The organism is Neorhizobium sp. SOG26 (assembly GCF_003491345.1).
Taxonomy (GTDB): domain Bacteria; phylum Pseudomonadota; class Alphaproteobacteria; order Rhizobiales; family Rhizobiaceae; genus Neorhizobium; species Neorhizobium turbinariae.
Map to the genome: position 1 here is coordinate 2821750 of NZ_CP025512.1, position 20426 is coordinate 2842175.

Consider the following 20426-nt stretch of genomic DNA (forward strand, 5'->3'; position numbering starts at 1 on the left):
GGCCTTCCGTGGTTCGTTTTCTGCGTGCTGCAGGCTTAGTTGTGGTAGGCGGCTTCGCCGTGGCTGGCGAGGTCGAGACCTTCGCGTTCGGCTTCGACCGGAACGCGCAGACCGACGATCACGTCAACGATCTTGTAGAGGATCGCCGAGCCAATGCCGCACCACAGGATCGTGACGATGACCGACTTGATCTGGACCCAGACCTGGGCCGCCATGGTCACGCCTTCGACATAACCGCCGCCACCGAGCGAGGTGCTGGCGAAGATGCCGGTGCCGATGGCCCCGACGATGCCGCCAACGCCGTGGACGCCAAAGACGTCTGCCGTGTCGTCATAACCGAACTTGTTCTTCACGACCGAGACCGCAAAGTAGCAGAGGGCCGAAGCGATCGCGCCGAGGAAAATCGCGCCGATCGGGCCGACGGCACCAGCGGCCGGGGTGACGGCAACGAGGCCGGCGATGACGCCGGAAGCTGCACCCAGCATGGAAGCCTTGCCACGGGCAAAGGTTTCGATGACGCACCATGCGACGACGGCGCCGGCAGTTGCCGTGAAGGTGTTGATCATGGCGAGGCCAGCGGTGCCGTTCGCGGCAGCAGCAGAACCGGCGTTAAAGCCGAACCAGCCAACCCACAGCATCGAAGCGCCAACCATGGTGAGCGTCATGGAGTGCGGAGCCATCATGTCCTTGCCGAAGCCGGTACGCTTGCCGACCATGATCGCGCCAACGAGACCTGCGATACCAGCGTTGATGTGAACAACCGTGCCGCCGGCGAAGTCGAGCGCACCCCAGTCCCACATCAGGGCGCCGTCACCCGACCAGACCATGTGTGCCATCGGGAAATAGACGAAGGTCACCCAGAGAACGGTGAACAGGATCACGGCCGAGAACTTGATGCGCTCGGCGAAGGCACCGACGATCAGCGCCGGCGTGATGCAGGCAAACGTCATCTGGAAGGAGATGAAGACATATTCCGGAATGGTGCCGGAAATGCTGTCGGAGTTCACGCCTGCCAGGAACAGCTTTTCGAAGCTGCCTATATAGGTGTTGAGGCCGCCACCGTTGGTGAAGGCAAGGCTGTAGCCGTACACGACCCAGATGATCATGACGGCCGAGGAAACAACCAGGCACTGCATGAGAACGGAAAGCATGTTCTTGGTGCGAACGAGACCACCGTAGAACAGCGCAAGGCCCGGCAGGATCATGAAGAGAACGAGCACGGTGGACATCAGCATCCAGGCGGTATCGCCGGCGTTGATGGTTTCCGGAGCAGCGGCGGCAGCAGCGTCCTGCGCAAACGCGCCAGCCGGAGCCATCAGGGCCGCAGCCGCGGCACCCAGGCGTCCCAGAGTGGAAATCTTGTTGAATAGCATAGCTTAAAAACTCCCCTGTCAGCCGTGCTTAGAGCGCTTCTGTGTTGGTTTCGCCGGTACGGATGCGCACGGCCTGCTCGATCGAGTAGACAAAAATCTTGCCGTCACCGATCTGGCCGGTCTTGGCGGCAGACGCGATCGCTTCGACAGCGCGATCAACGAGGTCCGTCGGGACGGCAATTTCGATTTTCAGCTTGGGCAGAAAACTTACGGCGTATTCGGTTCCGCGGTAGATCTCGGTATGTCCCTTCTGGCGCCCGTAACCTTTGACTTCGGTGACGGTCAGGCCCTGGATCCCGACAGCCGTAAGGGCTTCGCGCACCTCATCCAGCTTGAACGGCTTGATAACGGCCATCACGATTTTCATCTGGCTTCCCATCCTTTGTTTGTCTCGGCGTTTGAGGCCGGATCCTGCTCATCGCGCCAACAAGTGACGGCGACTGAGCAAATACATTCAAAGGGCGTGCCAGATTCGATGACGATAGATAATTTATTGAAATCAAACGGAGATTTTCAGAAAGCCGCTCAAACAGGCAGTGGCGCGGCCGAATTTGGGCAAAAATATGGGCAGAGATTCAAATATGCACAATTATTATGCGTCTGCCCGTTTGCGAATCAGACCTTCCTGGGCGACCGAGGCGATCAGCGTGCCGGACCGGGTATAGATGCTGCCTCTGGTCATTCCGCGGGCACCCGATGCACTCGGGCTATCCTGGCTGTAGAGCAGCCAGTCATCGAACTGCACCGGACGATGGAACCACATGGCATGGTCAAGGCTCGCCGCCTGCATGGTTGGATCGAACAGCGAAATCCCATGCGGATAAAGCGAGACGTCGAGCAGCGTCATGTCCGAGAGATAGGCGAGAACGGCCGCCTGGTAGTGGCGGTTGTCCGGCACCTCCCCAACCGTCCGGACCCAGATGTCCTGGCGCGGCTCCAGCTTGTCCTTGCTGAGGTAATGGACGAGCGATGTCGGGCGAACCTCGATCGGCCGCTCCTGCTCCCAGTACCGGCGCACGGTGGCCGGCGCCTTGGGCAGGAAAAGCTCCTTGAACTCCTTCTCACCCATCAGCTGTTCCGGCGGCGTGACCTCCGGCATCGGAAACTGGTGGTCAAAGCCATCCTCCTCGATCTGGAAGGATGCAGACAGCGAAAAGATCGCCTTGCCGTGCTGGATCGCCACCACGCGTCGCGTTACGAAGCTCGATCCGTCGCGGATGCGCTCGACCTGGTAGAGGATCGGCACGGCCGGATCGCCCGGTCGCATAAAATAGGCGTGCAGCGAATGAACGAACCGGTCGGCATCCACGGTTCTCTGCGCCGCCATCAGCGCCTGCGCGATCACTTGACCGCCGAAAACCCGCTGCCAGCCGATATCCGGGCTCGTACCGCGAAACAGGTTATGCTCCAGCGTTTCGAGATCCAGCGTCGCGATCAAAGTCTCCATGGCGGAAGGCATTTGGGTCTGGCGCGACATTATGACGATCTCCAACGGTAGGAAGCGGCTGGCCGATGATCTATATCTCGCTCAGAAGTTTCTCAAGTCGTACGGGAGTGAGCGCAAATGCTGGACATGCTGGTTGTGGGAGGCGGTTACGTAGGGCTTGCCGCGGCGGTCGCGGTCAAACAGGCGGCGCCGCATCTTGCCGTGGAAGTGGTTGAGGCCGCGCCCGAGCACGTCTGGCAAAAGGACGAACGCGCTTCGGCCATCATCGCGGCCGCGACCCGCATGCTGGAAGTGCTTGGTGTGTGGAACGAGATCCTGCCCGACGCCCAGCCGATCAACCGCATGATCGTCACCGACAGCCGCACCTCGGACCCCGTGCGCCCCGTCTTCCTGACCTTCGATGGAGAGGTCGAGGAGGGCCGCCCGTTTGCCCATATGGTGCCGAATGTCAGCATGGTGCGTGCACTGCGTGGCGCAGCCGAGCGGCTCGGCATCACCATCCGCCACGGGATCCGCGCCACCGGCTTCACGAACACCGGCAGCCAGTGCCAGGTATCCTTCTCGGACGGCTCGACCACCCAAACCCGGCTGCTCGTTGCCTGCGACGGCGTTCGCTCCAAGCTGCGCGACATGGCCGGCATCAAGACGGTCACCTGGGAATACGGCCAGTCGGGCATCGTCGCGACCGTTTCCCACGAGCGTCCGCATCAAGGCGTGGCGGAAGAGCACTTCCTGCCCTCCGGCCCCTTCGCCATCCTGCCGCTCACCGGCAGCCGCTCGTCGCTAGTATGGACAGAACGCACCGCCGATGCCGATCGGCTGGTCGAATCGGATGATCTGGTCTTCGAGGATGAACTGCAGCGCCGCTTCGGCCACAAGCTCGGCGAGATCCAGGTGGTGGGAGGCCGCAAGGCATTCCCGCTCGGCCTGACGCTTGCCCGCTCCTTCGTTGCACCAAGACTGGCGCTGGCGGGCGACGCGGCGCATGGCATCCACCCGATCTCCGGCCAGGGCCTGAACCTCGGCTTCAAGGATGTCGCAGCGCTGGCGCAGACGGTCGTCGAAGCCGACAGGCTGGGGCTGGATATCGGCGCATTGGACGTGCTGGAGCGTTACCAGACCTGGCGGCGCTTCGATACCTTTCGCATGGGCGTCACCACCGATGTGTTGAACCGGCTGTTTTCCAACGACAACACGCCGCTCAGGGTCGCCCGCGACTTCGGTCTCGGCATTGTCGAGCGCATGCCGAAGCTGAAGAATTTCTTCATCGACCAGGCGGCGGGCAAATCGAGCGAGGGGCCAAGCCTGCTGCGTGGCGAGGCGATCTGAGGCTGGCGATCAGTCTTCGATCTTGCGGGCTTCGGAGACCAGCATGATCGGGATGCCATCCCGGATCGGGTAAGCGAGCTGCGCCCGCTCCGAAACGAGCTCGTTGCTGTCCCGCTTCAGCGACAGCCGCCCCTTTGTCAGTGGGCAGACAAGGAGGTCGAGAAGCTTAGGATCGACCTTGCTGAGCTTTTCGTCCATGGCTCGCCTACTGAAGCACCGGCTCGGAATCGCTGAAGCCGCGCGCCAGGAAGATCTCGGTGATGGCGATCAGGGTTTCGGCGCGCGTTTTCAGGTCCGGCGCCTCCAGAAGCGCCTGCTTTTCAGCAGGCCCGAATGGCGACATCATCGACAGCGAGTTGACGAGCGTGCGGTTTCCGGCCCGCTCGACGCTTTCCCAGTCCGCTTCCAGCTTGTTGGCATCGAGGTACGCGCGAAACACCCGCAGCAGTTCCATGCGATTGACGCTGCCCTCGTCATCTTCAGCCGAAAGGTCGGTCATGAAGGGCGCAAGCTTGAAAGTGCGGTACGGATGTCCGCCACCGACTTCCTCCAGCAGGCGCACGCGGCAGATGCCGCTGAGCGAGGTGATGTAGCGCCCGTCGCCGGTTTCGGCAAAGGAGGTGATGCGGCCGATGCAGCCGATGCCCGACAGCGGTGGCCGCACGCTTTCCACGGCACCCTCACCCTCGACAAGCGAAGGCTGCACCATGGTGACCAACCGATCGCCGGCCAATGCTGCATCGAACATGGCCAGGTAACGCGGCTCAAAGATGTTGAGAGGCAGTTGACCGCCCGGCAGAAGCAGAGCCCCCGTGAGAGGAAACACAGGTGCCGTTTCCGGCAGATCCTCACGCTTCAGATATCTCGCATTTCCCACATGCATGGGTCCGACACCTCCCGACCTATCGGCTCAGACCGGCGACAAGCTCGCCACCCGGAGAATGTGGGGCAGCTGTTTCAGATCGCAAGGCCGAGGAGCGGGAGGCGCTCCTGCTTGTTACGAAAAAAGAATGGACGACAGGCGCCGACGGGCAGCAATCGTGGCCGGATCCTTCGGACCCCATACCTCGAAGAACTGCAGCAGCTGGCGACGGGCGCCATCATCGTCGAAGGCCCGGTCCTTGCGCATGATCGTCAGCAGGTGATCTGCCGCCTGTTCCCGCTCTCCCTGGACGTTGAGGATCTTCGCAAGCTTCAGCCGCGCCTCGTGATCGTCCGGGTTGGCGTCGAGCTGCCGCTGCAGCGCAACGGGGTCACCCAGCTTGCGCGCTTCCTCGATCTGCTCGAGCTTCTTGGCCACAGCCTGCACCGCCGGATCCTTCGCAAGATCCTCGGGGAGCGAGCCCAGCATCTGGCTTGCGCGATCAGTGTCGCCGAGCGCGATCAGGCATTGCATCATGCCGGCCGCCGCCTTGGCGTTTTCCTGGTCGGCCTGAAGCACGGCGCCATAAAGCTGTGCCGCACCCTGAACGTCTCCATTGCCGAGCAGCGTTTCGGCTTCCGCCAAGACCGCTTCGATCTCGGCTGCCTGGTCGGCACCCGGAGGGCCGGCGAGCTTTTCGATGAACTGGCGGATCTGGCTCTCGGGCACGGCGCCCATGAAGCCATCGACCGGACGCCCGTCAACAAAGGCGATGACCGCCGGGATAGACTGGATGCCGAGCTGTCCGGGGATCGACGGATGGTCGTCGATGTTCATCTTGACCAGCTTGACCTGGCCCCTGCTCTCGCTGACCACCTTTTCGATCACCGGCGTCAATTGCTTGCACGGACCGCACCACGGCGCCCAGAAATCCACCAGCACCGGCTGGCGACGCGATTCCTCAAGAACATCCTTGGTGAAGCCGGCTGTCGTCGTGTCCTTGATATAGCCGGCATCCGCAGCAGCCGCAGGCGCTCCGCCATAGCTGGCCGTGGCATTCATCTGCCCGCCATAGGAGCCCCCGTAGGGATTGTCTGTGCCGCTCATGAATGTTCTCCCGAAGCGCTTGCTGTCATTGGCAATCTTGCTTGCAAAGATCGTATGTCAGTCCGTGACTTTCAAGACAAGCGGACGATGGCCGGTCGCCTCGAGAAAACGGATGAGGTCATCGCGACCGATCGATGTCGTGGCATCGTTGGAAAGCGGGTGTCCGTTGATGATGTCATGCTTCATCAGGTCTTCGTCCAGCACGAAGGTGACATTGTTGCCGGTATCGTTGAAGGCACCGAAGACGGTGACAGAGCCCGGCACGACGCCAAGATATTCCATCAGCTTTTCCGGGCGACCGAAGGAGACGCGGCTCGACGCACCAATCACCTTGTGCACCGTCTTGAGGTCGACCGTGGCGCGCTCCTCGACGGTCAGCACGAAGTACTGGTCCTTCTTGTCCTTGACGAAGAGGTTCTTCGTGTGGCCGCCGGGAATTTCGTCGCGCAGGCTTTCGGATTCCGACACGGTGAAGACCGGCGGATGGTTCTTGGTCGAATGCTGGATGTTGAGGCTGTCGAGGAACTGGAAAAGATCACTCGGCGTCTTGGGCAAAGAATCGGTCATGGGCAGTTGGGCTCTGGTTGAAGGCGTGCGGGACTATAGCCGGGCGCCCGGAACTGGCAAGCGAAGGCGATCCTGCCGGCATCAACAACAGCAAAATCCTTGCTTTGCAGGCGCTTTGCGAGGCCACGAATTTTTCTTCGCATCAAACGCAATTTTCCTGTTGCATCTGAAAACGGTCTGGGCCATATAGCGCCCGTCGCCGGCAACGAGCCGACGGCGCCACGGTCTAGCGAACTACCCCAGACCGATGGATTGATGAGCGGGCGTAGCTCAGGGGTAGAGCACAACCTTGCCAAGGTTGGGGTCGGGCGTTCGAATCGCCTCGCCCGCTCCAGTTTTCTCCCAGACAGAAAAACTGACAGAGCGACCACCCAGCGTCCTTTCGCGAACGCACGGCGCAGCATTTCCCACCACCCCCAATCGCCTAGAGACGCCCGCGTGAGCGAGCGCCCTGCCGATCAGCCCTCAAGACAGGAAGACGCCAGGCGCCTCCCTCAGTTCTTCGAAAAGACGTAGTCCGTGTCCTGAACCAGCGTTTCGCCGGGGCGCAGCACGACGTTCGGGAAGCCTTCGTGGTTGATGGCATCGGGCCAGATCTGCGTTTCGAGGCAGAAGCCTGCGAATGGCCCGTAGCGACGTCCCTCGAGCCCCGGCACGGGGATCTGCGGGATCTTGAAGCCGGCATAACACTGGATGCCTGGCTCCGTCGTGCGCACTTCCATCGAGACGCCGGAATAGATGCTGCGCACCAGCGCCACAGAACGCTTCAAGACCCGGTTCTCCGACAGGCAATAATTGTGGTCGAACAGCACCTGGCTGCCGCCATCCTGGCGGTTCATCGGGCCCATTTCGCGCAGGTCGTAAGCCGTGCCCGCGACCGGCGTCAGCTTGCCGGTTGGCAACTGCTTCTCGTCGACCTCGACCAGATGGTCGGCGGCGATCATGATGTCGTGGGCGAGCGCATCCTCGCGACCGTCGAGGTTGAAATACGAGTGCTGGCAGATATTGGCGAGCGTCGGCTGGTCCGTCGTCGTCTCGTAGCGCACGGACAATCCGCCCTCCTCCTTCAATTGGTAGGTCGCCGTCACCGTGCAATTGCCGGGATAACCGGCGCGGCCGTCCGGATCGGTGATGCGCAGCACGACCTTGTCAGCGCCATGCTCGACAATCGTCCAGTTGCTGCGCCCAAGCCCATCCGTGCCGCCATGCAGGTGGCCGATGCCCGGCTGGTTCATCTCCAGCTGGTACTGCTTGCCGTCCAGCGTGAAGCGACCGCCGGAGATGCGGTTGGCGCAACGGCCCGGGGTGGCGCCGAAATACTGCGAATGCACCGGATAGTCGTCGAAGTTCTCGAAGCCAAGCACCAGCGGCGGCTCATGGCCCTCGAGCCGCAAGTCCTGGATCACCGCACCCCAGGTAATGACATTGGCCGTCAGCCCGCCGCCGGTGAGCCTGACGCGATAGACCGGCTCGCCCGTTTCCGTTTTGCCGAATAGCTCAAGATCCTCACCCGTCATCACATGCCCTCCACCCGTGTTTTCGCGGCCAAACTGCGCGATTTGCGGAAAACCCGCAACGTCAGCGCCGCTTAATTTTTATCATGTCAGCGGGTCAGCACCCGCGTCGCCTGTTCCAGCCCGCCAAGCGTCAGCGGATACATGCGCTCGTCCATCAACTGCCGCATCAGCCCGATCGAGGTCGTGTAGCGCCAATGCTCATCCGGCACCGGATTGAGCCAGGCGCAGCGACGGAAGTGATCGGTGACACGGCGCATCCACGCCGCTCCCGGCTCCTTGTTCCAGTGCTCGACAGACCCGCCGGGATGGGTAATCTCGCAGGGACTCATCGAGGCGTCGCCGACGAAGATCACCCGGTAGTCGCTGCCATAGCTGCGGATCAGGTCCGTCGTCGCGATGCGCTCGGACCGGCGCCGGTTCTCCTTCCAGACCCCTTCATAGAGGCAATTGTGGAAGTAGAAATGCTCCATGTGCCGAAACTCGGCGCGCGCAGCGGAAAACAGTTCCTCGACGATGCGGATGTGGTCATCCATCGAGCCGCCGACATCAAAGAACATCAGCAGCTTCACGGCATTGCGCCGTTCGGGCCGTGTCTGGACGTCGAGATAACCATGCTCCGCGGTGGAGCGGATGGTGCCCGGCAGGTCAAACTCCTCAGCGGCACCTTCTCGCACCCAGCGACGCAGGCGCTTCAGGGCGATCTTGATGTTGCGCGTGCCAAGCTCGACCGTATCGTCGAAATCGCGAAACTCGCGTTTGTCCCACACCTTCACCGCCCGCCGATGGCGCGACGTCTTCTGCCCGATCCGCACGCCTTCCGGATTGTAGCCATAGGCGCCGAAGGGCGAAGTGCCGCCCGTGCCGATCCATTTGGAGCCGCCCTGGTGGCGCCCCTTCTGCTCTTCGAGCCGCTTCTTCAGCGTCTCCATGAGCTTCTCGAACCCCCTAAGTGATTCGACGAGCTTCTTTTCCTCGTCCGTCAGGTGCTTTTCGACAAGCTTGCGCAGCCACTCCTCCGGAAGCTCGGCCATATCGACACCCGGCGCTCCGGACACGGCTTCGACGCCGCGAAAATAGGAGGAGAACACCTGATCGAACCTGTCGATATGCCGCTCGTCCTTCACCAGCGCGGAGCGGGCGAGGAAATAGAAGGCTTCGACATCGAAATCTGCCAGGCCCTCTTCCAGCCCTTCGAGGAGCGCCAGAAATTCCCGCAGCGTCACGGGTATCTTCGCATCCCGAAGCTGAAGGAAAAACGGAATGAACATGCGGCCGCCTTACTCCGTGCCGATCTTCTCCAGATCGTATGGCGTGGTCTGGTAGATCTCGTTGATCCAGTTGCCGAACAGAAGATGGGCATGGCTGCGCCAGCGGTTCAAGGGCGTCAGCGTGTCATCGTTATGCGGGAAATAGTCATGCGGCATCTTGATCGGGATGCCGGCATTGACGTCGCGGAAATATTCGTCGGCGAGCGAGGTGGAGTCGTATTCGACGTGGTTGAACATGTAGAGGCGTTTGCCGGCCTTCTCATGCACGAGGCAGATGCCCATCTCGTCGGATTCCATCAGGATCTCGAGGTCGGGCACCTTTTCGACATCAGCGCGACGCACCTCGGTCCAGCGCGAAACGGGCACCTGGAAGTCGTCCGAAAAGCCGTTGAGATAGACGGATGACGGAGCAAGATTGCGGTGGCGGTACACGCCAAACGCCTTTTCCTTCAACTCGTATTTCGGCACGCCGTGAAAGTGGTAGATCGCCGCCATCGCGCCCCAACAGACATTCATGGTCGAATGCACGTTGGTGGCGGTCCAGTCGAAGATCTGCTTCATCTCATCCCAATAGGTGACCTCTTCGAAGGGAAGCGTTTCGATCGGCGCACCGGTAATGATGAAGCCGTCGAACTTCCGGTGCTTCACCTCGTCCCAGGTCTCATAAAACGACAGCAGATGCTCTTCAGAGGTGTTCTTGGCCTTGTGGCCGCCGACCCGGACGAGCGACAATTCCACCTGCAGCGGCGATGCTCCGACCAAACGCGCGATCTGGATCTCGGTCTTGATCTTGTTGGGCATGAGATTGAGAAGCCCGATCTGCAGCGGACGGATATCCTGCCGCACGGCGACAGTTTCGGTCATCACCCGCACCCCTTCCGAAACAAGGGTGCTGAAGGCGGGAAGCGTATCTGGAATCTTGATCGGCATGGCTGAACCCAACAAAAAATAAAACCGGCGGCGACGAAATCGCGACCGGTCCGGAAAAGGATGTACTGGGTGTCATCTTCTCGCGGCCCTTTAGCGACTTTTTTAACGTGGCTGCAAGCCGGCCGGCCAAATCACCACAAAACACAGCTGCTCAAATAAGCCTTGCTATCGCGCGCGTCAATGGCAGCAAATTCGCCCCTTACCTCTCGCGCCTGGCCATGAACGCCATGCGCTCGAAAAGATGCACGTCCTGCTCGTTCTTCAACAGCGCGCCGTGCAGCTTGGGCAGGGCGTTCTTCGGGTCGGCGCGCAGATCCGCGGGATCGACGTCATCGGCGACGAGCAGCCGGATCCAGTCGAGCGCTTCGGAGGTGGACGGCTTTTTCTTCAGCCCCGGCACCTCGCGGATCTCGTAGAACTGGTTGAGCGCATTGCGCACGAGCGCCTGCTTGATGCCCGGGTAATGCACCTCGATGATGCGCGCCAGCGTCTCGGCGTCGGGGAAGCGGATGTAGTGGAAGAAGCAGCGCCGCAGGAAGGCGTCCGGCAGTTCCTTTTCGTTGTTGGAGGTGATGATCACGATCGGCCGCACCTTGGCCTTCACCGTCTCGCCCGTTTCATAAACGTGGAACTCCATGCGATCGAGCTCCTGCAACAGATCGTTCGGGAACTCGATATCGGCCTTGTCGATCTCGTCGATCAGCAGCACGACCTTCTTGTCGGCGGCAAAGGCCTGCCACAGCTTGCCGCGGCGAATGTAGTTGGCGACATCATGGACCCGTTCATCGCCGAGCTGGCTGTCACGCAGGCGCGAAACGGCATCATATTCATAAAGCCCCTGCTGCGCCTTGGTGGTGGACTTGACGTTCCATTCGATGAGATCGACGCCGAGCGCTGCCGCCACCTGCCGCGCCAGTTCGGTCTTGCCTGTGCCCGGCTCGCCCTTGACGAGCAGCGGCCGCTCCAGCCGGATCGCGGCATTGACCGCGACCATCAGGTCCTTGTCGGCGATATAGTCGGCTGTACCCTCGAAATGCATGCGTGTGTCCTGCCATTCAAAAACTGGCTGCAAACTAGGGACTCGATTCTTCAGAGGCAAGCGCAAGCCGCTTTCCCTCCGCCCCCGCTTTACGCTATGGGCATGGCCATGATCGCATCCACCTTCACCATCCTGCTGGGCGGCAATCTCACCGTCACGGACCGCGTCAAAGCCGCGGTCGCGGGCAGCCGCTTCATTGCGGCAGACAGTGGCATGCGGCATGCGCTGGCCCTGGGGGTGATGCCTGAACTGTGGGTCGGCGACTTCGATTCTACCGACGATGATATGATCAAACGGTTCCCGCAGGTGGAGCGCAAGACCTATCCGCCCGCCAAGTCTGAAACCGATGGCGAGATCGCAACGGCGGAGGCGGTTGAAAGAGGCGCCCGCAAGCTCGTGTTCCTCGGCGCGCTCGGCGGCGAACGGAGCGACCACGCGCTCCAGCATCTGCTGCATGCAGTAAGCATGGCCGAGCAGGGCTTCGAGATTTCCCTCTCATCCGGCGAGGAGGAGGCCGTGCCCCTGATTGCCGGTGAAAGCCGCACGCTCGACCTTCCGGCCGGCGCCCTGTTTTCGGTCATCGGCTTTTCCAGGCTCGAAGGCCTCGACATCCAGGGAGCCCGTTATCCCCTTCAAGACTTCACGCTTCCCTTCGGCTCCTCGCGCACCGTTTCCAATGTTGCGGAAGGCCGGGTGGAACTCCATCTACGCAGCGGCAAGGCGATGATCCTCGCCCGCCCTCTTGATTTTACAGGAGCCTGATTTGGCGCCCCCAATCCTCAAACTCGATGACATCTTCCTGAGCTTCGGCGGCGCGCCCCTTCTTGCAGGCGCCGACCTGCAGGTCGAGCCGGGTGACCGTATCTGCCTTGTCGGTCGCAACGGTTCGGGCAAGTCGACCTTGATGAAGATCGCCGCCGGCATGGTCGAGCCTCAGTCGGGCGAAGTATTTCGCCATCCCTCCTCGACGATCCGCTACCTGGAGCAGGCGCCGGATTTCAGCGGTTACGATACCGTACAGGCCTATGCCGAAGCAGGGCTCGGGCCTGGCGATGACCCATACCGCGTCACCTATCTGCTGGAGCATCTCGGGCTGACAGGCCAGGAAGATCCCAAGACGCTATCCGGCGGAGAATCGCGGCGCGCGGCGCTGGCGCGCGTCATGGCTCCGCAGCCGGATATCCTGATGCTCGACGAGCCGACCAACCACCTCGACCTGCCGACGATCGAGTGGCTGGAAGAGGAACTGCGCAAGACGCGGAGCGCCCTCGTCCTCATCTCGCACGACCGGCGTTTCCTCGAAAAGGTATCGACCGCCACCGTCTGGCTCGATCGCGGCACATCACGGCGCCTCGATCGCGGCTTTGCACATTTCGAGGCTTGGCGCGACGAGGTTCTGGAAGCCGAAGAACTGGAACAGCACAAGCTCGGCAAGGCGATCGAGCGCGAAGAGCACTGGCTGCGCTACGGCGTGACCGCGCGGCGCAAGCGCAACATGCGCCGGCTTGGCGAACTCCAGACGATGCGCGCCAACTACCGCGGCCACAAGGGTCCGCAAGGCACCGTGCAGGCACAGATCACCGAAGGCCGTGAGTCCGGCAAGCTGGTGATCGAGGCGGAAAACATCACCAAGAACTACGACCGACCGATCGTGGCGCCCTTCTCCATTCGCGTGCACCGTGGCGATTGCATCGGTCTCGTGGGACCGAACGGCGCCGGCAAGACGACGCTCCTGAAGATGCTGACGGGACAACTGGCGCCGGACACGGGCACCGTGAAGCTCGGTGCCAACCTGGAGATCGCCACGCTCGACCAGAAACGTGAAGACCTCAATCCCGAAGACACCCTGTCCCATTATCTGACGGACGGGCGCGGCGAGACCTTGCTGGTGAACGGCGAGCAGCGCCATGTCGCGGGCTACATGAAGGACTTCCTGTTCCAGCCCGAGCAGATCAGGACGCCGATCAAGAACCTCTCCGGCGGCGAGCGCGCCCGCCTCATGCTGGCGCGGATCATGGCCAAGCCCTCGAACCTGCTGATCCTCGACGAACCGACTAACGACCTCGATATCGAAACCCTCGACCTGCTGCAGGAGATCGTCGCAGGTTACAGCGGCACCGTCATCCTCGTCAGCCACGATCGCGACTTCCTCGACCGCACCGTCACCTCGACGATTGCGCCCGCCAACCCGGATGCGCCCGATGGCCGCTGGATCGAATATGCCGGCGGTTACACCGACATGCTGGCGCAGCGCCGCGGCGCGCTGGAGGAAAAACGGCGGGTGGAGAAGGCCGAAAAGGCGAAGTCCGATTCCGCCGCGCCGGCTTCTGAAGCGCCAAAGGCCAAGGGCAAGCTTTCCTACAAGCAGAAGTTTGCGCTCGAAAACCTGCCGAAGGAGATGGAGAAGGCGGAAGCCGAGATCGCAGCCCGCGAACAGAAGATGGCCGACCCCAACCTCTTTACCAAGGATCCCGCTACCTTCAACCGTCTGGCCGCCGAGATGGAGAAGCTGCGGGAAAAGCTGACGAAAATGGAGGAGGAATGGCTGGAGCTTGAGATGCTGCGCGAGGAGCTGGAAGGCTAGATTCAGATTTCGTTAGGCTTAACAAATAGTTACGCACAGAAATATTTGTCGCAAGCCGGAACAACTCTGTCCCGCACGCCGTTCGATGTGCAGGAAAAGGCCGAAACATCACGTTGAGACTTCGGCAGTTTCACAACCCTGAACGGATGGGGACGTCTCATGCTGACAAATGTAATGCGTAGTCGGCTGGCCAGTGAAGCGATGAACCAGCGCGTATTGATCGTCGAGGACGAGTTCCTAATTGCCCTCGATGTCGCTGAAACGGTTGAGGGCATGGGCCTGCAGGTCGCAGGTTTCGCAAGTGGACGCAAACATGCCATGACCCTCGGCGCCCATGCGGATATAGCCCTTGTCGACGTCAACCTTTCCGACGGCCGTACCGGCCCGGAGATCGGACGCGAACTGGCGCAGGAATATGGCGTCACCGTCATCTTCATGACAGGCAACCCGGAAGACGTTGAGGATGGCGTCGATGGTCCTCTCGGCGTGCTGACCAAGCCGGTCATGCCCGAGGTGGTGGAACGGACGATCGATTATGCGATTGCCAACCGCCTGGGCGGCATGGCCGTCGTGCCGCGCGAACTTCGGGTTTTCCCGCAGAGCAGGCACTGATCATCCGCAAGCGTCGAAAATAAATCGGCGACCGCTGTCGGCTGGACCACCCCTCGCTCGTCCTTGGGCCATGCACCAAACGCATCATCCAAGGACGAGGAGACAGACATGCGGATGATTTTTGTAAACCTGCCGGTTGCCGATCTTGAAGGCGCCACGCGTTTCTACACAGCGCTCGGCTTCACCCGAAACCCGGACTTCTCCGACGATACGGCAAGCTGCATGATCGTCAGCGAGCAGATCTACGTGATGCTGCTGACCCACGAGAAGTTCAAGGGCTTCATCAATGGTGAGATCAGCGACGCCAGGACATCCACGCAGGTGCTGAACTGCCTTTCCGCCAGCAGCCGAGCAGAAGTCGACGACTTCAAGAAGAAGGCGCTTGCCGCCGGCGGCAGCGAATGGAAGCCGAACATGGAGTTCGGTCCCATGTACGGCTGCTCCTTCCAGGATCCTGATGGCCACGTCTGGGAGATCATGTACATGGACATGGGTGCGGCGGCCTGAGCTACCCATCTCGCTCTTGCCAGTTTCTCCCTCTGCCAGTAAATCTTGTTCCGCTCTAACGGGGTGCCGCTGATCGCGGCTGAGAGGCTTGGCCAACCCGCGGAACCTGATCCGGTTAACACCGGCGGAGGGATTAGACGGCTCTTGATCAGCGCCTATTCCCGTCACTTGAAACTGGAGGCGCCGATGCGCGGGTTTATCATTTCGCTTCTTGCGGCAGCGGCCGCATTTTCCGTCGCCACCCATGCGCTGGCGCAGGAAAAGACTCTCACCGTCTACACCTATGAAAGCTTCACGGCCGAATGGGGTCCGGGACCCAAGGTCAAGGAAGCCTTCGAGAAGACCTGCGCCTGCCGGGTCGACTTCGTGAGCGTCTCGGACGGCGTTGCCCTGCTGACCCGACTGCGGCTCGAAGGCGAAAATTCAAAGGCTGATCTTGTTCTTGGCCTCGACACCAACCTGATCTCGGAAGCCAAGGCAATCGGCCTGTTCGAGCCTCATGGGCTGGACATGGCGGCGGTGGACGTGCCGGGCGACTATTCCGACGACACCTTCATCCCTTATGATTATGGCCATTTCGGCGTCGTTTACGACACCAAGGCTATCAAGAACCCGCCAAAGAGCCTGAAGGAACTGGTCGAGGGCGACCCGTCGCAGAAGATCGTCATCCAGGATCCGCGCACTTCGACGCCCGGACTCGGCCTGCTGCTCTGGATCCGCTCCGTTTATGGCGACGAGGCACCGGAAGCATGGGCCAAGCTCAAGAAGCGCGTGCTCACCGTCACCCCCGGCTGGTCTGAAGCCTATGGCCTGTTCACCAAGGGCGAGGTACCGATGGTCCTCTCCTACACGACCTCGCCGGCCTACCACATGGTGGAGGAGAAGTCGGACCAATACCAAGCCGCCGCCTTTTCCGAAGGCCATTACATCCAGATCGAGGTTGCCGGGCTGCTGAAGGGCGCAAGGGACAAGGATCTTGCGAAGGATTTCCTGCGCTTCATGGTCTCGCCCGCTTTCCAGGATGTCATCCCGACGACCAACTGGATGATGCCGGTGACCAGGACCTCCGAACCCCTGCCGGAAGCGTTCAACAAGCTCGTGCAGCCGAAGAAGACCTTCCTGATGGGATCCGACGAGGTGGCCAAGAACCGGCAGGCCTGGATCAATGAATGGCTGGCGGCGATGAGCCTCAACTAGCGCATGCTGACAGCCGCTCAGCGAAAATGGAGCCTGGGTTGGGGCTTTGCTGCCTTTGGCGGCATCGCCTTCTTCGTTGGTACGGCGATTGCTGCGCTGCTCCTGTGGGATAGCGGCGCCACTGGCGGTCAATTCTTCACGCCCTATACCTGGCAGATCCTGCGCTTCACGCTCTGGCAGGCAACGCTTTCAACGATCCTATCGATCCTGTTCGGCCTGCCCGTGGCGCTCGCGTTGGCGCGGCGACCGAAATTCCCCGGCAGGATCTGGATCGTTCGCCTGATGGCGCTGCCGATGGGCCTGCCGGTGCTGATCGGCGCGCTTGGGCTGATCGGCATCTGGGGCCGCCAGGGCATCGTCAACGCCACGCTGCTGACACTGGGTGTTGAACAACCAGTGAGCATCTATGGGCTGTCCGGCATCCTCATCGCGCATGTCTTCTTCAACATGCCGCTGGCGGCCCGGCTGCTGCTGGCAGCGCTGGAACGGCTACCGGCGGAGTACTGGCTGCTGTCCTCGAGCCTCGGCATGAAGCCGCTTTCCGTCTTCCGCTTCGTGGAGGGCCCGGCAACGCTGCGCGTTCTTCCAGGCGTCGCGGGTCTCATCTTCATGCTGTGCGCCACGAGCTTCACGCTTGTCCTGGTCCTGGGCGGCGGACCCGCGGCCACCACGCTCGAAGTCGCGATCTACCAATCGCTGCGTTTCGATTTCGATCCGCCGCGGGCAATCGCGCTCTCCTTCCTGCAGATCGGCATCACCGCGATCATCCTCGCCGTCATCTCCACCCTGCCTAAACCTGATGACGATGAGAACCTGCACGGCCGCGCCTCGCGCCGCTTCGACGGGAGGACGGCAGGTGCCCGATCCTGGGATACCGTCATCATCCTTTTCGCAACGGCTTTCCTGGTACTGCCGCTCGCATCGATCGTCGCCTCCGGCATCCAGGCGGATCTCTGGCGGCTGTTCAAAAGCCCGGCCTTCCACCAGGCGGCGCTGACAAGTTTCGCCATTGCCGTGGCCGCGGGCCTGCTTTCGGTCGTGTCATCGGTCGCCATCGTCGTCGCACAGGAAGCAATCGGCGACATGAAGCGGCCGGGTGCCGGCGCAAGAGCCTTCGCGGCGACACTCGGTGGCATGGGTTCGCTGGTGCTTCTGGTGCCCCCCGTCGTGCTTGGCACCGGCTGGTTCCTGACACTGCGCTCGCTCGGCGACGTCAACCGGTTTGCGCCGGTCCTGATCGTCATCATCAACGCACTGATGGCGCTGCCGTTCGTGATGCGCGTCCTGTCGCCGGCAATGGCAACCCACAGGCGGCGCACGGCGCGCCTTTCCGCCAGCCTCGGCCTCTCAGGCATCTCCAAACTCACGCGCATCGACCTTCCACCGCTTGCAAAGCCGCTGCTGACAGCTCTCTCCTTCGCGATGGCGCTGTCGCTTGGCGACCTTGGTGCGGTGGCACTATTCGGCTCAAGCGAACTCACCACCCTGCCATGGCTGGTCTATAGCCGCCTCTCGAGCTACAGGACCAATGATGCGGATGGACTGGCACTGCTGCTCGGGCTTTTTTGCCTGCTGCTGACAATGCTCGGGACGGCAGGACGCGAAAGGCACCAGCAGGATGAGTGAGAGCGTCGTGCTCGACAATGTGGAGCTTGCGCTCGGGGCGAAGACGTTCCGCTTCAACTGCGCGATCAAGCCGGGCACCATCACGGCGGTCACCGGCTCATCCGGCTCGGGCAAATCCACGCTCTTGAACCTGATAGCCGGCTTCGAGACTGCCTACAGTGGGCGCATCCTGATCGGCGGCCGGGACGTCACGCTTCGGCATCCGTCGGAGCGACCCGTGTCGCTCGTCTTCCAGGACAACAATCTTTTTGCCCATCTCGACCTCTTCACCAATGTCGGCCTGGGCATCCACCCGGCCCTGAAACTTTCGGGTGAGAATCGGCAGGCCGTTTCGGATGCGTTAAGCTGGGTCGGGCTTGATGGCTTGGAGAAGCGTCTGCCCGGGACCCTGTCGGGCGGCGAGCGTCAGCGCGTCGCCTTCGCCCGGGCGCTGGTGAGGCGCAAGCCGGTTCTCCTGCTGGACGAACCCTTTGCTGCGCTCGATCCCGGTCTGCGCCAGTCCATGGCGCAATTGCTCCTCGACATGCATGGGCAGACGGGAAACACGGTGCTGATCGTCACGCATGATCCGAACGAGGTTCGGCGGCTGGCGGACAAGGCCATCTTTATCGACCGCGAAACCATCCTGCTTCACGCCCCGGTGGATGAATTTGTGCGGCGCGATGACCTGCCGTCGCTGGCGCAATTCCTCGAAGGTTGAGGCGGGTCGCTGCGGTCGAACAACGGCGGCTCACCCGACTGTTATTGCACTGCCACAATTTGACCGTCACGCGATGGCATGCGGCTTGCAGGGCGATATCTATTTGCAAAAGCACGGGCACGACTTATTTCAGCAAGACGATCTGTGCAGGCGAGATGAAAATCGCTAAGCGGAAGTCAGCGGCGGGGGAACATCTTGCCGCTGACAGAACCCTTGGTTTGGAAGAGGCAGAAGCAAACGACGATGAGGCGCGACACGGCTCCACCCGCTGTATTGCAAACGGCCCGTCCCCGTTCGAGCCTCAGGAAGCTTTGCGTCCTGCTGGGCACAAGCCTGCTGCTGTCCGCGTGCCAGTCGGTGTTCGACCAAGCCTATACGCCCAATGTTGCGCCGTCCGACAAGCCGCAGATCGTCGACGAGGTGCAGAAGAACGACCCCCGGGCCCAGATGGGTGCGCGCGAGCATCCGCGTATCGTCGCGAGCTACGGCGGTGAATATCGCGACGCCAAGACCGAACGTCTGGTGGCGCGTATCGCCGGTGCCCTCACGGCCGTCTCTGAGAACCCGAACCAGTCGTTCCGCATCACCATCCTCAACTCGCCCGCCATCAACGCTTTCGCGCTGCCGGGCGGCTATCTCTATGTGACCCGCGGCTTGCTGGCGCTTGCCAACGATGCCTCGGAAGTCGCAGCCGTACTCTCACACGAGATGGGCCACGTGACGGCCAACCACGGCATTGAGCGGCAGCGCCGTGAAGAGGCGGAAGTCATCGCCAGCCGTGTCGTGGCGGAGGTGCTGTCCAGCGATCTCGCCGGCAAGCAGGCCCTGGCGCGCGGCAAGCTGCGGCTCGCAGCCTTCTCCCGCCAGCAGGAACTGCAGGCCGACGTGATTGGCGTGCGGATGTTGGGTGAAGCGGGCTATGACCCCTATGCGGCAGCCCGGTTCCTCGATTCCATGGCGGCTTATGCGCGTTATTCCGCCGTCGACCCCGACAGCGACCAGAGCCTCGACTTCCTGTCGAGCCACCCGAACTCGCTGCAGCGCGTCGACCTTGCCCGCCGCCATGCCCGCAACTTTGGCCAGGAAGGCACCGTGGGTGACCGTGGGCGCGACTATTACATCGCCGGCATCGACGGCCTGCTCTATGGCGATAGCCCACAGGAAGGTTATGTGCGCGGCCAGACTTTCCTGCATGGCACGCTCGGCATCCGCTTTGACGTGCCGCCGGAATTCCGGATCGACAACAAGGTCGAGGCGGTTCTGGCGACCGGCCCCGGTGAAACGGCCATCCGCTTCGATGGCGTGGCTGCGGGTGATATGACGAGCCTCAGGAATTACCTGACGAGCGGGTGGGTCGCCGGGCTTCAGCAATCAACGGTACGCGAACTGCAGATCAATGGCTTGCCGGCCGCGACCGCCCGCGCCTCTGCCGATCGCTGGGATTTTGATGTGACGGTGATCCGGGTCAACGACCAGATCTTCCGCTTCCTGACGGCTGTACCGAAGGGCAGCACCACTCTGGTTTCAACGGCAGAGACGTTGCGCTCCACCTTCCGGCGGATGACGCCGGAGGAGATCGCATCGCTGAAGCCACTCAGGATCCGTATTGTCACCGTGACGGCCAACGATACGCTGGCGTCGCTCTCGGCGCGCATGATGGGCACCGACCGCAAGCTTGATCTCTTCAAGCTCATCAACGCGCTGCCAGCCGGCGCGACGGTGTCGCCCGGCCAGAAGGTCAAGATTATATCGGAATAAGCC

At 61.8% G+C, this 20426-nt stretch carries 20 protein-coding genes, 1 tRNA gene and 2 riboswitches; of the genes, 10 read left to right on the forward strand and 11 right to left on the reverse strand.

From position 1 onward, the window contains the following. Positions 1-35: 35 nt before the first annotated feature. From CYG48_RS14040 to tesB, 3 genes are all read right to left on the reverse strand, one after another. On the reverse strand, positions 36-1373 hold the full coding sequence (locus CYG48_RS14040; protein ID WP_118850944.1) for an ammonium transporter: 1338 nt from the start codon (positions 1371-1373) through the stop codon (positions 36-38). A 28-nt stretch (positions 1374-1401) separates the two neighbouring features. Then, the gene (locus tag CYG48_RS14045; protein WP_199925150.1) at positions 1402-1752 is read right to left on the reverse strand and encodes a P-II family nitrogen regulator; all 351 of its coding nucleotides are present in this window, start codon (positions 1750-1752) and stop codon (positions 1402-1404) included. A gap of 213 nt (positions 1753-1965) precedes the next feature. Beyond that, positions 1966-2850, reverse strand: coding sequence for an acyl-CoA thioesterase II (gene tesB, locus CYG48_RS14050; RefSeq protein WP_118850945.1), 885 nt, complete (start codon positions 2848-2850; stop codon positions 1966-1968). A gap of 87 nt (positions 2851-2937) precedes the next feature. Between tesB and CYG48_RS14055 the strand changes: the two genes are divergently transcribed. After that, positions 2938-4149 (forward strand): ubiquinone biosynthesis hydroxylase, encoded by a 1212-nt coding sequence (locus CYG48_RS14055; protein ID WP_118850946.1) that lies wholly within the window; start codon positions 2938-2940, stop codon positions 4147-4149. A 9-nt stretch (positions 4150-4158) separates the two neighbouring features. Here CYG48_RS14055 and CYG48_RS14060 read toward each other — a convergent pair whose 3' ends face one another. The 4 genes from CYG48_RS14060 to CYG48_RS14075 all read right to left on the reverse strand — a co-directional run bounded on the left by CYG48_RS14060 (position 4159) and on the right by CYG48_RS14075 (position 6685). Then, positions 4159-4347, reverse strand: a complete 189-nt coding sequence (locus tag CYG48_RS14060) for a Trm112 family protein (protein ID WP_118850947.1) — start codon at positions 4345-4347, stop codon at positions 4159-4161. 7 nt (positions 4348-4354) lie between these two features. Next, the gene (locus CYG48_RS14065; protein WP_118850948.1) at positions 4355-5032 is read right to left on the reverse strand and encodes an LON peptidase substrate-binding domain-containing protein; all 678 of its coding nucleotides are present in this window, start codon (positions 5030-5032) and stop codon (positions 4355-4357) included. Between the two features lie 114 nt (positions 5033-5146). Beyond that, on the reverse strand, positions 5147-6118 hold the full coding sequence (trxA, locus tag CYG48_RS14070; protein WP_118850949.1) for a thioredoxin: 972 nt from the start codon (positions 6116-6118) through the stop codon (positions 5147-5149). A gap of 57 nt (positions 6119-6175) precedes the next feature. Next, entirely contained in the window at positions 6176-6685 is a 510-nt protein-coding gene (locus CYG48_RS14075) for a prolyl-tRNA synthetase associated domain-containing protein (RefSeq protein WP_118850950.1), read from the reverse strand. A 259-nt stretch (positions 6686-6944) separates the two neighbouring features. On the opposite strand from CYG48_RS14075, the gene CYG48_RS14080 reads away from it, so the two are divergent. After that, positions 6945-7019: transfer RNA gene (locus CYG48_RS14080), tRNA-Gly, on the forward strand. Between the two features lie 160 nt (positions 7020-7179). Here the strand turns inward: CYG48_RS14080 and CYG48_RS14085 are convergent. The 4 genes from CYG48_RS14085 to CYG48_RS14100 form a co-directional block, all read right to left on the reverse strand. Next, positions 7180-8202 carry an aldose epimerase family protein gene (locus CYG48_RS14085; protein WP_118850951.1) on the reverse strand — a complete coding sequence of 341 codons (1023 nt, stop codon included), beginning with the start codon at positions 8200-8202 and terminating at the stop codon, positions 7180-7182. Between the two features lie 86 nt (positions 8203-8288). Next, complete coding sequence (locus CYG48_RS14090) at positions 8289-9470, reverse strand: vWA domain-containing protein (RefSeq protein ID WP_118850952.1); 1182 nt, start codon at positions 9468-9470, stop codon at positions 8289-8291. Positions 9471-9479: 9 nt separating this feature from the next. Continuing rightward, positions 9480-10400, reverse strand: coding sequence for a homoserine O-acetyltransferase MetA (gene metA, locus CYG48_RS14095; RefSeq protein ID WP_118850953.1), 921 nt, complete (start codon positions 10398-10400; stop codon positions 9480-9482). Positions 10401-10470: 70 nt separating this feature from the next. Beyond that, positions 10471-10548: riboswitch (SAM riboswitch) on the reverse strand. Between the two features lie 51 nt (positions 10549-10599). Further along, positions 10600-11439, reverse strand: a complete 840-nt coding sequence (locus CYG48_RS14100; protein WP_118850954.1) for an AAA family ATPase — start codon at positions 11437-11439, stop codon at positions 10600-10602. Positions 11440-11541: 102 nt separating this feature from the next. Here CYG48_RS14100 and CYG48_RS14105 point away from each other — a divergent pair, with 102 nt between their 5' ends. The 8 genes from CYG48_RS14105 (at position 11542) to CYG48_RS14140 (ending at position 20423) form a co-directional block, all read left to right on the forward strand. After that, positions 11542-12201, forward strand: a complete 660-nt coding sequence (locus CYG48_RS14105; RefSeq protein ID WP_199925151.1) for a thiamine diphosphokinase — start codon at positions 11542-11544, stop codon at positions 12199-12201. Between the two features lies 1 nt (position 12202). Further along, complete coding sequence (locus tag CYG48_RS14110; RefSeq protein WP_118850955.1) at positions 12203-14023, forward strand: ABC-F family ATP-binding cassette domain-containing protein; 1821 nt, start codon at positions 12203-12205, stop codon at positions 14021-14023. A 159-nt stretch (positions 14024-14182) separates the two neighbouring features. Further along, positions 14183-14635 (forward strand): response regulator, encoded by a 453-nt coding sequence (locus CYG48_RS14115; protein WP_118850956.1) that lies wholly within the window; start codon positions 14183-14185, stop codon positions 14633-14635. 108 nt (positions 14636-14743) lie between these two features. Next, a complete protein-coding gene (locus CYG48_RS14120; protein ID WP_118850957.1) occupies positions 14744-15142 on the forward strand; it encodes a VOC family protein in 399 nt (132 codons plus the stop codon). Between the two features lie 49 nt (positions 15143-15191). After that, positions 15192-15292: riboswitch (TPP riboswitch) on the forward strand. Between the two features lie 36 nt (positions 15293-15328). After that, positions 15329-16339, forward strand: a complete 1011-nt coding sequence (gene thiB, locus CYG48_RS14125) for a thiamine ABC transporter substrate binding subunit (protein ID WP_118851672.1) — start codon at positions 15329-15331, stop codon at positions 16337-16339. Between the two features lie 3 nt (positions 16340-16342). Beyond that, positions 16343-17965, forward strand: coding sequence for a thiamine/thiamine pyrophosphate ABC transporter permease ThiP (thiP, locus tag CYG48_RS14130; RefSeq protein ID WP_118850958.1), 1623 nt, complete (start codon positions 16343-16345; stop codon positions 17963-17965). Then, a complete protein-coding gene (locus CYG48_RS14135; protein WP_118850959.1) occupies positions 17958-18665 on the forward strand; it encodes a thiamine ABC transporter ATP-binding protein in 708 nt (235 codons plus the stop codon). Before thiP ends, CYG48_RS14135 begins: the two co-directional genes overlap by 8 nt. Before the next feature lie 243 nt (positions 18666-18908). Beyond that, on the forward strand, positions 18909-20423 hold the full coding sequence (locus tag CYG48_RS14140; protein ID WP_118850960.1) for a M48 family metalloprotease: 1515 nt from the start codon (positions 18909-18911) through the stop codon (positions 20421-20423). Positions 20424-20426: the final 3 nt, after the last annotated feature.